At 33.2% G+C, this 20,037-nt stretch carries 19 protein-coding genes; all 19 read right to left on the reverse strand.

All coding sequences use genetic code 11. From position 1 onward, the window contains the following. Positions 1-2: 2 nt before the first annotated feature. The 19 genes from IRZ99_RS05920 to atpB all read right to left on the reverse strand — a co-directional run bounded on the left by IRZ99_RS05920 (position 3) and on the right by atpB (position 19,956). A complete protein-coding gene (locus tag IRZ99_RS05920; protein WP_194656378.1) occupies positions 3-1,256 on the reverse strand; it encodes a murein hydrolase activator EnvC in 1,254 nt (417 codons plus the stop codon). A gap of 23 nt (positions 1,257-1,279) precedes the next feature. Continuing rightward, the gene (locus IRZ99_RS05925) at positions 1,280-2,059 is read right to left on the reverse strand and encodes a DUF4292 domain-containing protein (protein ID WP_194656379.1); all 780 of its coding nucleotides are present in this window, start codon (positions 2,057-2,059) and stop codon (positions 1,280-1,282) included. A gap of 3 nt (positions 2,060-2,062) precedes the next feature. Next, positions 2,063-3,412 (reverse strand): lipopolysaccharide assembly protein LapB, encoded by a 1,350-nt coding sequence (locus IRZ99_RS05930; RefSeq protein WP_194656515.1) that lies wholly within the window; start codon positions 3,410-3,412, stop codon positions 2,063-2,065. Between the two features lie 29 nt (positions 3,413-3,441). After that, the gene (locus IRZ99_RS05935) at positions 3,442-4,458 is read right to left on the reverse strand and encodes a sugar phosphate nucleotidyltransferase (protein ID WP_194656380.1); all 1,017 of its coding nucleotides are present in this window, start codon (positions 4,456-4,458) and stop codon (positions 3,442-3,444) included. Between the two features lie 174 nt (positions 4,459-4,632). Continuing rightward, positions 4,633-5,067 (reverse strand): dUTP diphosphatase, encoded by a 435-nt coding sequence (gene dut / locus IRZ99_RS05940; RefSeq protein ID WP_074660083.1) that lies wholly within the window; start codon positions 5,065-5,067, stop codon positions 4,633-4,635. Between the two features lie 29 nt (positions 5,068-5,096). Beyond that, positions 5,097-6,557, reverse strand: coding sequence for a lipopolysaccharide biosynthesis protein (locus tag IRZ99_RS05945; RefSeq protein WP_194656381.1), 1,461 nt, complete (start codon positions 6,555-6,557; stop codon positions 5,097-5,099). 94 nt (positions 6,558-6,651) lie between these two features. Next, positions 6,652-7,098: a GNAT family N-acetyltransferase gene (locus IRZ99_RS05950; RefSeq protein WP_194656516.1), complete on the reverse strand. Its 447-nt coding sequence runs from the start codon at positions 7,096-7,098 to the stop codon at positions 6,652-6,654. A gap of 575 nt (positions 7,099-7,673) precedes the next feature. Beyond that, a complete protein-coding gene (locus IRZ99_RS05955) occupies positions 7,674-9,206 on the reverse strand; it encodes an AAA family ATPase (protein WP_194656382.1) in 1,533 nt (510 codons plus the stop codon). An 8-nt stretch (positions 9,207-9,214) separates the two neighbouring features. Then, positions 9,215-10,045, reverse strand: a complete 831-nt coding sequence (locus IRZ99_RS05960; RefSeq protein ID WP_194656383.1) for an ATP-binding cassette domain-containing protein — start codon at positions 10,043-10,045, stop codon at positions 9,215-9,217. 2 nt (positions 10,046-10,047) lie between these two features. Then, positions 10,048-10,779, reverse strand: a complete 732-nt coding sequence (locus tag IRZ99_RS05965; RefSeq protein WP_194656384.1) for an ABC transporter permease — start codon at positions 10,777-10,779, stop codon at positions 10,048-10,050. 84 nt (positions 10,780-10,863) lie between these two features. Next, positions 10,864-12,678 carry a phosphate ABC transporter substrate-binding/OmpA family protein gene (locus tag IRZ99_RS05970; protein ID WP_194656385.1) on the reverse strand — a complete coding sequence of 605 codons (1,815 nt, stop codon included), beginning with the start codon at positions 12,676-12,678 and terminating at the stop codon, positions 10,864-10,866. A gap of 27 nt (positions 12,679-12,705) precedes the next feature. Further along, positions 12,706-13,827 (reverse strand): hypothetical protein, encoded by a 1,122-nt coding sequence (locus tag IRZ99_RS05975; protein WP_194656386.1) that lies wholly within the window; start codon positions 13,825-13,827, stop codon positions 12,706-12,708. Beyond that, positions 13,827-14,501: a hypothetical protein gene (locus IRZ99_RS05980; protein WP_194656387.1), complete on the reverse strand. Its 675-nt coding sequence runs from the start codon at positions 14,499-14,501 to the stop codon at positions 13,827-13,829. The genes IRZ99_RS05975 and IRZ99_RS05980 overlap by 1 nt, the downstream gene beginning before the upstream one ends. 277 nt (positions 14,502-14,778) lie before the next feature. Then, positions 14,779-15,639: an ATP synthase F1 subunit gamma gene (gene atpG, locus IRZ99_RS05985; RefSeq protein WP_194656388.1), complete on the reverse strand. Its 861-nt coding sequence runs from the start codon at positions 15,637-15,639 to the stop codon at positions 14,779-14,781. 91 nt (positions 15,640-15,730) lie between these two features. Beyond that, positions 15,731-17,308 carry a F0F1 ATP synthase subunit alpha gene (gene atpA, locus IRZ99_RS05990; RefSeq protein ID WP_194656389.1) on the reverse strand — a complete coding sequence of 526 codons (1,578 nt, stop codon included), beginning with the start codon at positions 17,306-17,308 and terminating at the stop codon, positions 15,731-15,733. A gap of 38 nt (positions 17,309-17,346) precedes the next feature. Beyond that, positions 17,347-17,880 (reverse strand): ATP synthase F1 subunit delta, encoded by a 534-nt coding sequence (atpH, locus tag IRZ99_RS05995; RefSeq protein WP_194656390.1) that lies wholly within the window; start codon positions 17,878-17,880, stop codon positions 17,347-17,349. A gap of 4 nt (positions 17,881-17,884) precedes the next feature. Beyond that, the gene (locus IRZ99_RS06000; protein ID WP_194656391.1) at positions 17,885-18,385 is read right to left on the reverse strand and encodes a F0F1 ATP synthase subunit B; all 501 of its coding nucleotides are present in this window, start codon (positions 18,383-18,385) and stop codon (positions 17,885-17,887) included. A 126-nt stretch (positions 18,386-18,511) separates the two neighbouring features. Then, the gene (atpE, locus tag IRZ99_RS06005; RefSeq protein WP_053472986.1) at positions 18,512-18,703 is read right to left on the reverse strand and encodes an ATP synthase F0 subunit C; all 192 of its coding nucleotides are present in this window, start codon (positions 18,701-18,703) and stop codon (positions 18,512-18,514) included. 101 nt (positions 18,704-18,804) lie between these two features. Further along, positions 18,805-19,956, reverse strand: coding sequence for a F0F1 ATP synthase subunit A (gene atpB / locus IRZ99_RS06010; RefSeq protein ID WP_194656392.1), 1,152 nt, complete (start codon positions 19,954-19,956; stop codon positions 18,805-18,807). Positions 19,957-20,037 lie beyond the last annotated feature (81 nt).

Raw genomic sequence — 20,037 nt, forward strand, 5'->3', positions numbered from 1 at the left:
TTTTATCTGTTTTGCAACCATCCTTCCGGATTATTATTTGATGTATTTTGAAGAATCAAAAACTTAATTACTGTTTTACCGGTATCACCGCTGGTTCTTACTTTTCCAATACTTTGTTTGATACTTACTTTATCCCCTTTTTCTACAAATACCTGACTTAAGTTTTGATAAACAGTGAAATAATCTCCATGCTGAATCATAACTGCTCTGTTGATTGGAGATAAAACAATAACACTTGAAACTGTACCTTCAAAAACGGCACGTGCTGTTGCACCTTGCTCTGTCGTAATCTCAACTCCGGAATTGTGAACTGTAATTGATGGATGAAGTGGGTGTGGCTGATCGCCATATCCTAATGAAATAAATCCTTTTTCCACCGGCCAGGGCAATTTTCCTCGGTTGGCTTTAAAATCAGCTGCCAGAATCTTTCCTTCTGGTGTTAAAGCAATTTTAGAAGAGGAAACCGGAGCAGTAGATGCTGCCGATCCCGGATTATCTTTTGCTCTTTCCGCAGCAGCTTTTCTATTTGCCTCAGCAATGGCTTCACGAATCAAGCGGTCGATTTGTCTGTCGATTCTTTTTGCTTCTGCCTGTTTAGCTCTGGTGTCTGCTATAATTTTATTTTTATCTTTTTTGATTGAATTAACCAATTTTTGCTGCTCTTTCTTTTCAATTTCCAAGCTTTGCTTTTCCTTTTGATTTTCTGCAATAATTTTTTTCTTAACCTGTCTTTGTCCATCCAATTTAGCATTGAAATCGACTAATTGAGCCGTTTTTGATTGAATTTCTAAACCTTGGTTTTTTCTAAAATTCGTATATTGTTTTAAATATTGTGCTCTTTTATAAGCCTGCAAAAAGCTTTCAGAAGACAAAATGAACATCGCTCTACTTTGCTCTGAACGGCTTTTATATGATTTCAGGATCATTTTAGCATAATCTTCTTTCAAAACCTTCAATTCTTTTTTTAGCTTATTAACCTGAACCTGATTAATATACATATCATTGCTGAGAAGTCTCTCCTGCTTTGCGGTAGTATTGATTAGCTTTTCTTTCAGTTTAATTTTATTCGCCTGAATTAAAAAGACATTTACAGCCGATTTCTCTTTTTTCTTTACAGACTGCAGCATTTTTTCATTGTCTCTAATTTCCTGCTGAATCTGGGCTTTACGCTGCTCCAGTTTTTCTTGTTGCGAATCCTGCGCCCACATAAAAGTTGTGGCACAAATAAAAATTAGGCTGAGGAGAAATTTTGGCATGTTTCTTTTTTCTTTTTGCAAATTTAATTAATTATAACTTTTTTATACCCACTTGGAACACTATATGGAAAAGAAAGTTCTTCATTAAACGTAATATTATTATATTCTAAATTAATATCCGTCTTCCCTTTTGGCTGAACGGCATTAATTTCGATTTTTGTTGGGAGTATACCCTGATCAAAAGTTTTACTATCAGAATATTTTATTGATAAAATTCTATTTTCTGTTGGTTGCGAAATCTCTTCTTTTTGAATCAGATATTTTTCAGAGTCTAAATAAAATGTCTTCTTTATTTTGGCTTCCTTTTCATCTTCTAATTTAAAAAGATTTTCTACAATTGTTTGTGTATATTTTCCTTTTCTTAAATCATCCAAAGCTTCTCCAACTAATAAATTTTGAACTTTGCTATAATCTAATTCCGTTCCCAGCCATTTGCTTAAACTTGTAAAATCACCTTCATAATAAGTCCCTTTTATTTTTTCATAGTAACTTACTGAATTTGGCGTAATCAATGCTTTTGCCATTGTAATTCCAAGAAAACGAACACTTACTAAAATTTGCTTGTCTTTTTCAATTTTAATATCTGCGCTTACATTCTGACTTTGTTTTTCATCTTCATATTTCGCGCTTGCTCTAATATTTAATGTTTTGAAATCTAATTTATTGTCGTAATGTTTTGCTATTGCCTTTCGATCCTCTTTTGGCGCTTCAACAGCTTTGTCTGTGTTTTGTACTGCGACAGCTTTCGATTTACATGAAATCACAAAAACCGACAGTAGTACTAATGCTATATATTTTTTCATTTTTTACTTTTTTTGTTTTAATAACTCATTTGCTTTCAAAAAGTATTCCTCTTTTTTCTTAGCGTCTCCTAACCCATTATATGCCTCTCCAAGCTGAATATTAAAATTTCCCTCAAGTGTTTTATCATCGACCACATAATCGAGTCCCATTTCTAAAACGGTTTTTGCATTCTTAAATTGTTGTAACTTATTGCTTCCCAAGCCTGCGTAATAGTAAAATTGAGGCTGGCTCGGATACACTTCAATCATAGTCATCGCTCTTTTTGTCATAGGTTCAAACTGTTTTGCCTGAGTGTATGCTTCGAGCAAAAGCAAATTGGTTTCACGATCTGTATCTGAATTGGCCTTTAAATGTTTTTCGTAATATTTAATTGCATTTTCATACTGACCTTTACTATGATAAAATTTACCAACTTCTTTTGCAACATCCACATTCGCATCGTTGTCGAAGTAGGCAATCGCTTTCTCTAAGTCAGGAGCATACTGCGGATTTTTATTCACATAAATCAAAAACTCATTTAATGTACGATGCTTTATTTTTGAATCAATTTTTGAACTTGATAAAATTACATTCATCGACTTAATTGCCTGATCCGCTTTATTAGAATCCAAATATCCTTTGAACAAACTCACCTGAGCCCATTCAGAATTCGGAATTTCTTTCGCCAACTGTTTTGCAACATCCAAAGCTTTATCTGTTTCCTCGTTTTTTGAATATAAAAAAATCAGGTCAACATAGTTTGATTCTTCTTTCGGATTTTGTTTAATCTGGGTAACTAAATTTTCAATCTCAGAATTTTGATATTTCCCCTGTGATAAAATCTGCAATTTATATCTTTCACGATCATCCGATTTTCCGAACTTATCGTTCATCTCATTGATTGTCGCAAGCGCTTTGTCGTACTGATTCGTTAACATGTACAGCGAAATCAAATCATCTTTGTACTCCTCGTCAAACGGAATAATTTTCTGAATCGTTTCGATTGCCAAAGGGTAGTTCTTGGTTTCATAACTTACATCATAAATTCCAAGCCAATACCATTTATTTTTCGGATCTAGCTGTGTTGCTTTTTCAAATGAACTTTGAGCACTACTATATTGTTTCAGGAAAAAATAATTTTTTCCCAATTCAAAGTAAGCTACTGCATCATTAGGTTTTAGTTTAATACATTTTTCTAATGATACGATGGCTTTATCATAATTTTCAATTCCTTTTTGTTTTAATGATTCATAAAAAGAGTCTTGATATTCATCGGTTGCCATAGCAATATCTTCCGGTTCAGTCTGAGCTAAAACCGACATTGAATTGCCAAGCAAAACGAAAAATAAAATTACAAAAAACCCTCTTTTCATCATTTACATAATTTTATTTTAAACTTTTATTATTCCAAAACAGAATAATCTCCAATGCTGATACTTGAAAATTTACCATCATAACTAACATGGTTCCCAATCATCGCATTGTCTAAGTTAGCATTTTTTATTTGAGAAAATGTCTGAACTAAACTGTTTTTTATAACACTATCCGTTACATGACATCCTTTTCCTAAAGATACGTTTGGTCCTACTGTTGTGTTTTTCAACACTACATTTTCACCAATATAACAAGGAGGAATAATTGTCGAATTTTCTAATGTCACATCATAGTCTACTAAATGTTCTCCGTCATTATGCAAAAATCCAAGCATTCTTGAATTAGTTTCAACGGTAACATCTTTATTTCCGCAGTCCATCCATTCGTCAACGCTTCCTGTTTTGAAAACTTTTCCGTTAGCCATCATGGCTTTAATACCATCATTGATTTGATATTCTCCACCATTCTGAATATTATTATCCAAAACGCCCTGAAGTTCTTTTTTCAAATCACCAACTTCTTTAAAATAATAGATTCCGATAACAGCTAAATCACTCACGAATTCTTTTGGTTTTTCAACCAATTCTATAATTTCATTATTAGCATTTAATTTTACAACACCAAATGCTTCTGGCTGATCTACTTGTTTTACCCAAATTACCGAATCCGCAGAAGGATCTAGCTCAAAATCGGCTCTGATCAAAGTATCTGCATAAGCAATAACTGCAGGACCAGATAGTGATTCTTTTGCACACATAATCGCGTGACCTGTTCCCAATGGCAAATCCTGACGATAGATCGATGCTTTTGCACCTAAACCTTTTGCCAAATCTTGTAAACTTGCAACAACATCATCTCCAAAAAAAGCTTCATCACCCAAAATAAAAGCAACTTCCTCAATAGGCTGTTTTAAGATTTTAGCAATGTCTTCGACTAAACGATGCACGATTGATTTTCCTGCAACAGGAATTAATGGTTTAGGAACAGTTAAAGTATGTGGTCTAAGTCTCGAGCCACGGCCCGCCATTGGAACTATTATTTTCATTTTTGTATTTATTTTTTATGGGAAGATTAAAAAAATCTTCTTGAGTTGGTTCTTGTTTTACCGCAATGTTCGCAATCCCGATAGCTATCGGGATACGCACTGTTCGCAATGCTTAATCATTTCATTTTTGAGATCGCAAAGTCGAAAACTAATTACTGAAACTGCAACTGAAAACTATTTCACACCAGTACTTCCAAATCCGCCTTCGCCTCTTGAAGTTTCTGATAATTCTTCAACTTCAATCCATTCGGCTCTTTCGTGTTTCGCGATTATTAATTGAGCAATTCGTTCACCGTTTTCGATTACGAATTCTTCATTTGATAAATTTACTAAAATTACCCCTATTTCGCCTCTGTAATCGGCATCAACGGTTCCGGGTGAATTCAAAACGGTTACTCCTTTTTTGGCCGCCAATCCACTTCTTGGTCTAACCTGAGCTTCGTATCCTATTGGTAATTCAATAAAAAGACCCGTTTTTACAATAGTTCTTTCTAAAGGTTTAAGCGTAATTGATTCCGTTAAATTAGCACGTAAATCCATTCCTGCCGAAGCAATTGTTTCGTAGTTTGGTAAGTCGTGCTGTGATTTATTGATAATTTGTATTTTCATTTTTTATTTTAAAAGATTAAAAAGTAATATTACTTTCTATTCATAATTCCTTTGATCGTGTCTTTTTCGTTATGGTAAACAAAATAGATAAAGCCTAGTAATAACGGAATTCCGACAAAATAATTTTCTCTAAATCCGTAAAAAGAAATAGCTGAAAATACAATTGAAATTCCAAGGTAAGCTCCAATTTTGTTCATATCATAAGGTATCGGGTAATATTTATTTCCTAAAACATAAGAAATCAACATCATGCTTCCGTAAGCAGAAATAGTGGCAATTGCAGAACCGTAATAACTGTATTTTGGAATTAAAAAATAATTTAAAACCAAAGTCACGATTGCGCCAACAATTGAGATATAAGCGCCAATTTTTGTTTTGTCCGTCAGTTTATACCAAACCGATAAGTTGTTGTAAATTCCTAAAAAGAAGTTTGCCAGAATAATTAGCGGCACGACTTTCATGGCTTCCCAGTATGATTTATTATCAAGCAGCAAAAACTTTAAAATATCTGCAAAAACAATTACACCTAATAAAATTAGGGATCCCAGAATCACAAAATATTTGGTAATTACAGCGTATGTCTGAGGTGCGTTTTCATTTTTGGCATGACTGAAAAAGAAAGGTTCGATACCTAATCTAAATGCTGTTGCAAACAAAACCATAAACAAACCAAGTTTATAACAGGCAGAATAAGCTCCTACTTCAGATTTAGCCAGATTTTCAGGTAATAAATATCCTAATAGAATTTTATCGAAATGTTCGTTAACGGCAAATGCAAGCCCGGCAACCAAAATTGGCAGACCGTATTTCATCATTTTTTTCCAAAGTACAGGATCGAATTTTCTTCCCAGTGAAAGATAATTTGGCGAAAGCACAACAAAAGTGGCTAAACTCGCCAATAGGTTTGCAATGAAAATATAAGCAATCTGGAAATTCTCAACATATAAATTATCCCAAACCGAATTAGGATTTGAAGCAGCCAATTTTGGCAAGTACATTAAAAAGAAAATATTCAGCAATAAATTGATTATAACATTTCCAATTTTAATCGCAGCATAAACCATTGGTCTCTGGTTGGCTCTAAGCTTAGAAAATGGGACTAAAACCAAAGCATCTAAAACTAAAATCCAAACCGAATAGGTAACATATTGTGCATCTACTTCGGCAAGGCTTGCCAACGTATTTCTAAAAATTAAGGCAACAAACAAGAAAATTATCGAAGACCAAAATATCGAAATTGTAGAAGTAGCAATTACATTTTTCTTGTCCTCTTCAGCGCTATAAAATCTGAAAAAGGCGGTTTCCATTCCATAAGAAAGTACAACGTTAAAGAAAACCATCCAGGATAAAACAATTGAAACTTCACCATATTCTGCAGTTGGTAAAATACCTGTATACAATCTTACTAATAAAAAACTCAGCATTCGCGGTAATACCGTTGCTAGTCCGTAAATCGCAGTTTGCTTGAATAGATTTTTATATAATCCCAAAATAATTTAATAATAAGGTTTGTAAAACAAAAATAACCAATTCTTTGGTTTAATATTGATTTTGCAGGTTCAATAAAAAAAGTAAGATACTTTTTTATTGCGTTAGTTTATTTTCATCCAAAATTTTAACGAAATGGAATCCCTTTGGTCCGTAACCCTGATTATAATAAAAACGGTGTGCGGCAAAATTTCCCGTAAAAGCATCCAGAACAATGATACTGCAGTCTAAGTCAATGGCTTTTTGTTCAATATAATTTGTCAGTAATTTTCCGATTCCTTTAGAACGATGCTCCGGGTTTACCACAAAATTATCTATCTCAAGATATTTCCCGGTCCACAATTTTGTTGCTGACCAGCAACCGGTTATACCTAAACAAACGCCATCTTCAAAAACACCAATCTGAATATAATTGTGCGGCACCATCTCTAAAAGAAATGATTTATATTTTTCAATTGAAAGCTTTGGATAAAGAAAACGCATTGTATCAATTTGAGCCAGCATTTCTTCTATTGTAAGCAGTTCCTGAATTTGTAGTCCCATTGTAAAAAGTATAGACTTCAAAAATACTCATTTTTTTTCATTGCCTAAATATTAGTAAAAATATTAGACATGTGAAATCTATAAATAAAAGTTAATAATTATGTAACTATTAATTAATAGTCTGTTCTTAAATTTGTTATCACAGGGATTGAGAAAAGCTAGAAATACAACCCTTATAAAAAAGAAAAGCATTGGGACTAATAAAGCTAGTTTGTTCCCACAAAAGACAAAGCACAAGGGATTGATTCTGCTGTAATGTAACCCTTAAAAAAACAGAGCATTGGGACTAATAAAGCTAGTTTGTTCCCATAAAAGACAAAGCACAAGGGATTGATTCTGCTGGATTGTAACCCTCAAAAAAAAAAACAGAGCATTGGGATTGATAAAGCTAGTTTGTTCCCATAAAAGACAAAGCGCTGCAGATGGATTTCTGCCTGGTAAATTTATAAAATGGTATTGATTCTTGGTTTTTGAGTAATTCCAGGAATCACCATTTTATAACTCAAATAGAAAAAGATAAAAACTACTATATTTTAAAAAGAGCTGACAATTGGGGATGTCAGCTCTTTTTGCTTTTAAGATTCTTTATTTTTCATTTCTAAGTTAACATTTTGCTCCGTTTCCTTTGGTTCCGGGATATCTTCTTCGGTCAATGTTTTCAATACTTTGTTGGTGATTTTTTTTAATTTCACAATTCGGTTTGCCTGATTCTGAACACATTTCTCAAATAGATTTCTAACCACTCTGGCATTTCCAAAACTTTCATTTTTACTTTCATACAGCAAATCGAAAGTGTCGCTTAGTTTTTCTTTAGCATCGTCAGAAATAATAAAATCAGACTTCGAACAAAAGGATTCAAAAATTTGAAATAATTCACTCGGAGTAAAATGATCAAAATGAAAATATCTATTAAAACGAGAACGAAGTCCAGGATTAGATTCTATAAAAATCTTCATTGGTTCAGTATATCCCGCAACTACAACTGCCAGATCTTCGCGATGATCTTCCATTCTTTTCAAAAGCGTATTTACAGCTTCAGCTCCGTAATCATTCCCAAATGCATTTTGAGATAACGCATAAGCTTCATCAACAAACAAAACCCCACCAAGACTTGATTCTACTGCGGCATCAACTTTTGTCGCTGTTTGTCCTACATAGCCCGCGACAAGTCCTTCCCGATCTGTCTCATACATTTGACCTTTAGATAAAAAACCCAAATGTTTAAAAATTCGGCTTAAAAGTCTTGCGACAGAAGTTTTTCCGGTGCCGGGTGGCCCAAGAAAAACAGTATGCAAAGTTATTTCAACATTCTTTAATCCTTGTTGAGAACGTTTTTTCTGTATTTCTAATAAATTGATAAGTTCCGAAACGTCTTTTTTAACTTCTGCTAAACCGACTAATGCGTTTAATTCTTTCAGCACTTTTTCGAGCGTATCTTCTTCCGGAAGAGGATCTATCTCCTTTTTTTCATTTTTTAATTTGTTTAAATTCAAACCAATATAATTTTGAAAAGCTTGTCCGTTTTCAAATTTTTTATCAAATGCAAAATGAATGAAGTTTTGATACTTCAATAAAATTTCTTCTAATTTGTTATGCTTTTTTTCGGATAAAACTTCAGGAAGTAAATATTGATTTTGATACGCGTTTGAACCAATTATCTTGTTTTCCTTCTTTATTTTTAAAAGATGATTTTTGAATTCTGCAGTAAAAACCAATTGATTTAATTCATTTACTGAATTTTCATCTGCGAAATGTTTGTTACGCAATGCATCATAATAATACGCCAGAACAAACTCTTGTTTTTCAGTTTTTTTTGCAGATTCTCTTTCATAAAGATCTAAAATGTCTGAAAGAAAAAAATGTTCTGCTTTAAACAATAAGCCTTTTGAGGAAACAGGATTTACAGCCTGATTTATTTTCTGAATAAAATCTGTGTCCTGATTTAATGCATTGCAAATTTCGAGAATGTCTTTTGTTTCTTTTTGCAGATCCATAATAAATGAAGCCGTAAAAACGGCTTCATTAGTATTTATATTTGTTTCTAAATATTTTTTTAGAGACAAAAATGATTCTTCTATAATCGATATCGGATTGTTCTTTTTTGACATACGCTAATTTAAGAAATCATCATTTGATGAATAATTTCTTTTGATAATTTTAAGTGATCATCACAATAATCTTTCCAGGCCAAGCCCATATCTCTCAGATCATATTTAGCTACAATTGTTCCGTAGTTTTCTTTTTTTCCATTAACCGTTGGATGTCCAATTACATAAATAGTCTGTGCCAATTCTATAGCCAATTCAATATCATGGGTAGAAAAAATAACAGTGTTAAAATCTGAAGATTGACCAAGCAACTCAAAAGATTTTTTTACTTCTTCAATATTTCCAACATCTAATCCTGAAAAAGGCTCATCTAAAACAATAAATTGATCCGATGAAAACAACTGTTCTATAATTGCTGTTCTTTGTCTTTGTCCACCAGAAAGTTCGTTAGGATATTTGTCGGCACAATTTTCTAAACCCCATTCTTTCAGGTATTTTTTTATTTTTTCCTCTTTTTCAGTATTCGACAATGTTGTTTTTCTCAGCGAAAATCGCAATGCCTGAGTAACTGTCTTATGTCTGAATAAAGTATATTTTTGATCCACAAAACCTATGTCACCTTCGTTTACTGATTTAGCGGCATTCGGTTCTTTGTTTTCAAAGTCTCTAATTAATATTTTTCCTGAATTCGTCGGAATCAAACCAGTCAATGCTTTAAAGAATGTTGATTTTCCTCTACCCGATCTTCCAACAAAAGCAACAACTTGTCCGGTGCAATGTACTCCGTCTCTAACTACGTCTTTTTCTATCAGACTTATATCTTTTATAATAACAGTATCATCGTAGGCAACACTAAGATTTTCTACGTATAAAAGCGTCTCTTTATATTCGTGTTTCATGATTATATTTTTGAATATCTAAATAGTGCTTTTCTTAAGAAGTTTATTCCTGCATCTAAGCCAAGACCAATTAATAAAATGATCATTTGAAGTGCAATGATTCGTCCGGTATTCATGAATTTATCCGAGTTTTTAATTAAAAACCCTAATCCACCAGAAGCTACCACAATCGATTCAACTGTTACCAGCATCATCCATGTGATGGCAAGATTTTGTCTGATGACATCAATTACATAATCTACCCTTCCTAAAATGATAACCTGCCAAAGCACCTCTAACCGAGTACATTTCAGCATTTTTGCATGATCAAATTCTTCCTGTGGAATGTCTTTGATAACGGCAATTAATGAAGTTGTTAAGAACGTAGTCAGGAAAATGACCAAGATCCAAACCTGCATTGCTCGTGCATCATGAACTACCATTGTAATATAAAATGAAAGTCCGGTAAAAGGCAAAAATCTAAATTTTGTAACAAATTCAGCGATTGGTTTCAATAATGGAATTGGCCATGCATAAGCAAATAATAACGAAATTATGGTAGCCAGAAAAATCGAAATAAAACATAAAGACAACGAATTAAAAATATGTACCACTAAACCTTCTCTATACAAATCAGAAAATCCAGCTAAAACCTGAGCAGGAGATGGGAAAAGATGTTTTTCACCAGCTGTTGTCGCAAACCAAATAACAATCAAAAGAACTAACCAGCCTATTAAAATAAGCGTTCTGTTCATTTTTGATATTTTTTCAAAGGGAGTTAAAAGTTTTATCATAGTTATTGTAAAAGGCTATCCGTTAAGATAGCCTTTTAATATTTTTTATTTTAATAAAGTGATAACCACACGTCTGTTTGATGCTTTTCCTGAAGCAGTATTATTATCTGCAACCGGATCGCCTTGACCTTTTCCGTCTACTAATTGGAAACGGCTTGCAGGAATACCTTTTTGTTTCAGGTAATTTACAACTGCCTCTGCTCTACTTTTTGATAAAGCTAAGTTAGCATCTGCATTTCCAACATTATCTGTGTGACCAACAACCGTTAATTTTGTATTTTCCGCTTGTATTAAAAGATTGTAGATTTTTTCTACTTCTCTACTAGAAGAGTTTGAAATCTCAGCACTTCCTGTATTAAAATTAATTTTCCATTCTCCAGAAGCTACAACTTCTTTTGCCTCTGAACTATAATCTGCTTTATCAGCTGAAGTAGATTCGATATCATTGATGTTTTTCAAGAAAAACAAGTTTACAGCTTGATCGTAAGGAACTACTGCTCCAACATTTTCATTAAATCCAAACGGATTCAATTCTGTCAAATATCCGGAAACCTGATTATAAACCGATTTGTATCTGTTCACACCGTCTGATAAACCAAAATATTGCATTACGTCAGCATAATTAAATACTTTAGATCCACCCATATTATAAGTCAATCCCGCTTTTGTTCCTTGTTGTCCTTTGAACATTTTGTACCAATATTCAGGAGTTTCAAGTTTATAGGTATCAGCAACCGCTTGTGAAGCTCTTACTTTCCAGTCTTCATAGTTTTTCATTTGATTTGAAGCCGTCAATGCCGATTTCAAAATATTAGAAACAATATCCGGATTTTTCTCAGCCCATTCTTTAACTCCAATAAGAGCAGTTGGCATTTGGTTATTGAATTCTTTTGTAGAAACAATATCAACAAAACCAGTAAGTTTATCAAAAACTGTTTTATCTCCAGGTGTCCATGTCGCACAACCATCGATTTTTCTGTTTACAGATTTTCCTGTTAATTTTCCGTTTACTACTTCTTTCAAAGTAACCGTCCATCCAGTTGTCTGAGATTTGATTAATTCTTCTGCCGATTTAATATAATCATCATTTTCAGATGGATAAATATTCACCGCATCTGCATCATAAGTAGTTGGATCAGGATTTACTTTTAATCCGTTTGCAAAACAATAGTTTACAGTAGTAACCCAGTCACCATCTCCAAGAACTGCAGAAATAACAGAACCTTTCATCGTTTTTGGATCAGACTTCCAGCTTGGTGGCCCGATTAATTTATCTTCACCATAACTCATACCGACAACACCCATAACTTGTAAATGGTATTTATCTTTTCCGTATTTTTCGTCTAATGATTTTTGAACAGAGCTAATGTAAAATGGCGCACCGTCACCCATAATCATAACAGCAAAAACACTTTTATCTGAAGAAGGGAAAGCTTCACCTTTATCAAATTCCTCGATAAATTTCATTTGCATATTACGCAATTCTGAAAGCCAGTCCTGACGAATAATTTCAAGATTAACTCCGTTTTTTTCCATCAATGATCCTTTTGTTGTTTTTGGACCACCATTCGAAACAATAATTCCAGACTGCGCATTCCATGCATAAGCACCAATTTTCACTAAAGGTTTGTCTGCAACTTCTGAAGATATTTCTGTCGAAGGAAGTGCAATTTTTTCGGCATTCGTAACATTATTAACATCTGTCTGGTTCAGCTCAATTCCGTTTAATTGTTTTGAAACTGCAGTCTTAATTCCAGGAGACAAATAATAAACTCCTCCTAAAATTGCACCAATTCCAGCAATAACTATTAATAATTCAGAAAACGTCGTTAACTTTTCTGTTCTTAAAATTTTTCCCATTTTATTTATAAAATTTAATTTATTGTGTTAAAAAATATCTCCAAAACCACCACCAGACATTTTATCATCTTTGGTCATTTTATAATTTGGATTTGTATATTTTGTTGAATCCGGAATTGTATTGTCACCTGTTTTAATTTCATCTGCCAATGAATCTAACCTTGAATAAAGTTCGTCGTTATCAACAGAATATTTAGAAGTCAGTGCATCAATGTCAATTAAGTTTTCAGAAGTTTTAGCAATATCCTGAGCGATTGTAGATGTTACAACTTCCAGAGCATACTCTAATTCCCAGTCTTTCGTAAACAACATGGCGCTTTTTGCACTTTCTGTTGCTTCCTTAGCATTCTTAGCAAATTCATATTCTTTTTGAAGCATTTTAACTGTCACATCAAAATCAGCAATTTTAATGTCGATTGCTGTTCCTGCTAAAGTCAATTTACGGTCCATCTTCCCTAATACATTAGCACGAACACCGTATTTTTGAATGAAACTTTTGCTTTGCTCATATTGAGTTGAAACCCTTTGAGAATCGCTAAGCTTTCTGGCCAACTCACTTTGTAGGGCTACATATTCATCAGTATCCTTTGCAGCAACGCCGTTTTGTTTCACCATTTCATCCATCGCAGATTTCAATTTTTCTGACTGACGTTGTAAGCTTAAAACATCTTCCTGAAATTCTTTTGCCTCTTTTTCAGATTTATTGGCTTCTATTTCCATTTCATTTTTAAGACCTTTTAGCTTCGCTTTTGTGTTCTTAAAAACTTCACGGTTTTTGATCATTTTTTGTTTTTGCTCTTCTAACTCATTAAAAGGATTGCTTTGAATCAACGCTTTATGAAGATTTTTTGTTGCAAAACGAAGCGCTTTCATAATAACTGGCGCCATCATAACCAAAAAAACCAAAAATACTCCCGTAGCAGACAAAGCAATGGCCTGACCAAGCATCGTAAATAATGGCGGAATAATATAAGTCCAGATTAAATAACCACCAACTCCTAATAAACCAAGTGCCAAAGCCAAAAACAATGACTTTTCACCTTTTTTAAGCGCACCTGATTTTAAAGCAATTTCTCCTTTAGACTCGTCAAAGTGTTTTAAAATTGGCAATGTCAAAAGAGTACTTCTTTCTTGTTCGTATTTATCCATTATAAGTATTGATTAATTCCTGTTATTACAGTATTGATTGAGGTTAATATTTTTTGTTTCGCTAAATTGTTGGCATCCATCTTTAATTGAATTTCTGAAAGCTGCTCCATATTAACAGGATCAATTTTTTGAAGTTCAATTTTTTTGGCTTCTAATTCTTTCTGAAGTTCAATAATCTTGGCTTCCAAATCAGAAATGCTTTTAGATAAATTATACTTTTCTTTGGTTATCGTATTATCTAGCTCGGCTTTTTTTGTTTTCCCAATTGTATCATATTTGGCATAAACCTTTTCTATTTCTGCAATATAAAAACTACCTTTCTGTAAAAGGAATTCTTTAGTCAGGTCAGATTTGATCGATTTACCCATAGTAAAAGCCATCTGATAACTTTGTGGATTTGTCACTCCAACTGCCATAACAGATTTATAAAGTTCGAAAAAATCAAATCCAGACTCATTCAATGACTCAAAACCTTTATCGTAAACTTCAAAAATTTCGTTTAAAAAAGGATTTGTCAGCGAATTTGTTGGAAATGCTTCTGCAGCTTGATTCGGAAACTTCTTGTCAGTAGTTGTTGAAATGGGCGTCGATGGTTGAGTTGCCGTTGTACCCTCTGAATTATTTGTCTCATCATTAATGAAGAGACTTTTCCAATTGAAACTTTCTTTTGCCATTGTTTTAGGTTAAACTATTTTTAATAACTTTTTGGTTGTTAAATGTTATACGCAGAAAGTGTTAAAAAGTTACTAATTATAAAGGCATAAATATATATATTTTTAAAATCAAATTGTAACTATTTAATTACCAAATAAGTTAATTCTCATAAATTCTTTGAAAACGAAAAAAATATTTCACCCTTTTTTTTTAATTTATTGGTATCCTAAAATAATTATCAAAAAAAAAGAGCCAACAATAAGTTGGCTCTTTTTAGCTATTTTATTAAAATACGTCTTATCCGTTCAATGCTTCTGCTCCACCAACGATCTCTAAGATCTCATTAGTAATAGATGCCTGACGTGCTTTATTGTAAGTCAATTTCAATTGGTTTCTCAACTCAGTTGCGTTGTCAGTTGCTTTGTGCATAGCTGTCATACGTGCTCCATGTTCTGAAGCGAATGAATCGCGAATTCCTTTGTATAATTGTGTTTTCAATGATTTAGGAATCAAAGTCAACACGATTTCTTCTTTTGAAGGTTCGAAAATGTAATCTGCAGCTGAAACTGGTACATCAGATTTAATTGGAGCTAACGGTAAAAATTGTTCTGTCTGAACAATTTGAGTCGCAGCATTTTTAAACTGATTGTAGATTAATTCGATTCTGTCATATTCTCCAGATAAGAATTTTTCAGTCAAATTATCTGCAATTCCGGCAACATTTTCAAAAGTCAAATGATCAAAAATGGCATTATGATGACCGTGAACTTTAAAAGTTTTACTTAGCACATCATTTCCTTTTTTACCGATAGGAAAAACATCAACTTGTTTTCCAGCGTAAAAAGCAGCACGATTTTTAATCTCTTTAATTACGTTAGAATTGAATGCACCACATAAACCTCTATTAGAAGTTATAGCTACAAGCAATACCTTTTTTACTTCACGTTGTGTCGTGTAATCACCTCCCACTTCATCATCAAGTGTAGCAGAAAGATTTTGTAACAACTCCGTTAATTTCTCGGCATAAGGGCGCATCGCAGTGATTGCATCTTGTGCTTTCTTAAGCTTTGCTGCAGAAACCATTTTCATAGCCGATGTAATTTGCATCGTCGATGAAACGGAAGTAATTCTATTACGGATTTCCTTTAAATTTGCCATTTGTCGATTAAAAAATGTGACAATTTGAAAATTAGATAATTAGAAAGTCTCCTGAGATATTTTCTAATTATCTAATTAACGAATTATCTAATTAGATATATTTTGCTGAAATTTCTTTTGCTGCTTTTTCGATAACATCAGTAATGTTGTCATCTAACTTACCAGCTTTCAACGCGTTAAGCGTATCTTTATGTTTGCTGTTTAAGTAAGCTAAGAAATCAGCTTCAAATTCTTTTACTTTATTTACAGGAACGTTTTTCAATAAGTTTTTAGAACCAGCGTAAATAATTGCTACTTGATTTTCAACTGTATAAGGATCATTTAGTCCTTGTTTCAAGATTTCAACGTTTCTTCTTCCTTTTTCAATTACGTTTAAAGTAACTGAATCAAGGTCAGAACCAAATTTAGCAAAAGCTTCTAATTCACGGAATTGAGCCTGGTCTAATTTTAAAGTTCCAGAAACTTTTTTCATTGATTTAATTTGAGCATTACCTCCAACACGAGATACAGAAATACCTACGTTGATTGCAGGACGAACTCCAGAGTTGAACAAATCTCCATCAAGGAAAATCTGACCATCTGTAATCGAAATTACGTTTGTTGGGATATATGCAGAAACGTCACCAGCCTGAGTTTCGATAATTGGTAAAGCAGTTAATGAACCACCACCTTTTACGATAGACTTGATAGAATCTGGTAAATCGTTCATGTTTTTAGCAATTCCATCATCAGCAATTACTTTACAAGCACGCTCTAATAAACGAGAGTGTAAGTAGAAAACGTCTCCAGGGTAAGCCTCACGTCCCGGTGGTCTTCTTAATAAAAGAGAAACCTCACGGTAAGCAACAGCTTGTTTAGATAAATCATCATACACAATAAGTGCAGGACGACCTGAATCTCTAAAGTATTCTCCAATTGCAGCACCTGCGAAAGGAGCATAAACTTGCATTGGAGCTGGATCAGAAGCGTTAGCTGCAACAATAACTGTATAAGCCATTGCACCTTTTTCTTCCAACATTTTAGCGATTCCTGCTACAGTTGAAGCTTTTTGCCCAATTGCAACATATATACAGAATACAGGTTTTCCTGCATCGTAAAATTCTTTTTGATTTAAGATTGTATCGATACAAACAGTTGATTTACCTGTTTGACGGTCACCAATTACAAGCTCACGTTGTCCACGACCAACCGGGATCATAGCATCTACTGCTTTTACTCCTGTTTGTAATGGTTCAGTAACTGGCTGACGGAAGATAACTCCAGGAGCTTTTCTTTCTAAAGGCATTTCGTATAAGTCTCCACCAATTGGTCCTTTTCCATCAATTGGAAAACCAAGAGTGTTTACTACACGTCCTACCATTTGCTCACCTACTTTAAGAGAAGCAATACGTTGTGTTCTTTTTGCTGTTGATCCTTCTTTGATTCCAGTTGATGGTCCTAAAAGTACCACACCAACATTGTCTTCTTCAAGGTTCAATACAATAGCTTCAAGTCCGTTTTCAAATTCAACTAACTCACCATATTGTACATTCGATAGCCCGTAAATACGAGCAATACCATCTCCAACTTGAAGTACCGTTCCTACTTCCTCTAGCGTAGCACCAGATTCAAAACCTTCTACTTGCTTTCTTAATATTGCTGAAATTTCAGCAGGTTTGATTTCCGCCATCTTAATTTATAATTTAGACACTTTTATGTGTAATAAAACTAATTACTTAACTCTCTTTTTAATACTTGTAATCTGTTTGCAACAGAAGCGTTGTATTGTTGATCACCTATTCTTAAAATAAATCCTCCAATAATTGATGGATCTACTATATTCTCAATTGTTATTTTTTTATCTGATAAAGTTGAAACTTTTGCTAAAACTTTAGCTTCCAAAGCTGCATCCATCGGAATAGCTGTGGTAACTTTTGCTACTTCAATTCCATTACTTTCATCAAAAACTCTACTATATTCTACTGCGATTGCCTCTAGAATTTCGAATCTTTTGTTTTCGAATAATAAATGAAACAACCCTTTAGTTACACCATTTACACTAGCAAAAACTTCTAAAAGAGCACTTTCTTTAATTTCAACTTTTGTAGTTGGGTTTTGAATAAAAGTACTTAATTCTAAATTGCTTTCAATTGTAGAAGCAATTAACTTCATATCGTTATTTACAGCTTCGGCAACACCTTTAGAGTTTGCTAAGTCTAGAATTGCTTTTGCATAACGAATTGCTGCTCTTGTACTTGCCATAATCTTAGTTTAACTTTACGTCACCTAACATTTTCTCCACTAATTTAGTTTGAGATTCTTTGTTAGATAATTCTTCTTTCAATAATTTTTCAGCAATGCTTAATGATAAAGTTGAAACTTGCGATTTCAATTCAGCCATAGCAGCATTTTTTTCACTTTCGATAGCAGCTTTAGCTTGCTCGATCATTTTTTGACCTTGCGCTTGTGCTTCGTTTTTAGAATCAGCAATCATTTTCTCTTTCATTTCGCGAGCTTCTTTCAACATCGCATCACGTTCTGCACGAGCTTCGTTCAAAATTCTTAAATTGTCAGCTTGCAAATTTTCCATTTCTTTTCTTGCATTTTCAGCAGAAAGTAATGCATCTTTAATACCTTGCTCTCTATCGTTTACTGCATCAAGAATTGGTTTCCAAGCGAATTTTTTCAACAAAAGAATTAATCCAACAAATATTAGTATTTGCCAGAAAAATAAACCGAACTCAAACTGATATATTAACTTATCCATTATATATAATTATAAATTTTAAATTATGTCTTTTTAAATTGCTTCTATAAGAAACAATTTTAATGTTTTAATTTTTAAAGAATAGTTGCAACCAACCGTTGCAACTATTTCTTTTTTGTGTTTTAATTAAGCAGCGAATAACGCAGCGAAACCAATACCTTCAATAAGTGCAGCTGCGATAAGCATAGCTGTTTGGATTTTTCCTGAAGCTTCTGGTTGACGAGCAATAGCGTCCATTGCTGAACCACCAATTCTACCAATACCTAATGCAGCTCCGATTACGATTAATCCTGCTCCTATGAAATTTAAACCGTTCATATGTATATATATTAAAAATTAAACATTCAATTTGATTTTAGATTTTTGAATTCAGATTTTTAGATTAATAATCTTTTTATCTGAGATCTTGAATCTAAGTTTTAATGATGAGCTTCCTCTTCATGGTGGTGTTCTTCTACAGCAGAACCAAAGTAAAGTGCAGATAACATTGTAAAAATATAGGCTTGTAAAAAGGCAACCAAAATTTCAAGAATAGAAAGTACAAATGATAATCCAAAAGATAAACTGCTTCCAATCCAGCTTTTAAAGATAAACATTAATCCGATGATACTCATTAAAACAATGTGACCTGCAAAGATATTTGCATACAAACGAATCATTAATGAGAATGGTTTAATGAAAACTCCTAACAATTCAATTGGTGCTAAAATAATACGCATTGGTTTTGGCACGCCTGGCATCCAGAAAATGTGTCCCCAATAATTTTTATTTGCTGAAAGATTTGTAATTAGAAAAGTAATTAGTGCCAGAGCAAATGTAATTGTTAAATTACCTGTAGCATTAATTCCTAGTGGAGTTAATCCAAAAATATTTAAAAACAATACAAAGAAAAATATTGTCAATAAATAGCTCATGTATTTCTTATAGTGTTTCTCTCCAATATTTGGAATCGCAACTTCGTCACGAATGTAAACTACTAATGGTTCGAAAATTCTTCCAACTCCTGAAGCAATACCTCCGTTTTTAGCATATGATTTTGCAAGGCTTGAAAATAACCAAAACATTAATAACGCTGCTGCAAAAATAGAAACTACAGTTTTTGTAATTGAAAAATCTAAAGGACGAACATTTGTCGGATTTCCTGTCTTTTCATCTTCAGTAATTGTTCCGGCAGCATCTGTTTTATAGATTTTGCCATTGTGGTGATTAATTGCATAGAAGTTTCCATTAGATTCAGCTACACTATGTCCGTGATTGAATTTTGATGAAGAAAAAACTTGCAACCCATTATCCCAAAGAATAACAGGTAAAGAAAACCCATAGTATTTTCCTGTTTCATCATCCTGAGTCAAAGTAAAATCATGAGAATCTAAAACGTGGTGACCAATAAAAGCCTTAATTTTAGATTTTACATCTGTCGGCTCTGCATGATGCCCTTCCGCAACAGCTTCGTGAGCTGCTTCAGTTTGTGTATGTGCAGTATCTTTTTCTGTATTAGCAAAACTAATTACAGGAAGAGAAGCTAATAAAGCTACAAGAATAAATCTGAGTGGTTTGTTTGAAATCACCATATCTGTTGAAAATCTTATTTTTTACGTTTCTAAAATTTGGTGCAAAGGTACATTTTTTATTAATATTCAAAAGGATATGAA

Source organism: Flavobacterium sp. LC2016-12 (assembly GCF_015351595.1).
Taxonomy (GTDB): domain Bacteria; phylum Bacteroidota; class Bacteroidia; order Flavobacteriales; family Flavobacteriaceae; genus Flavobacterium.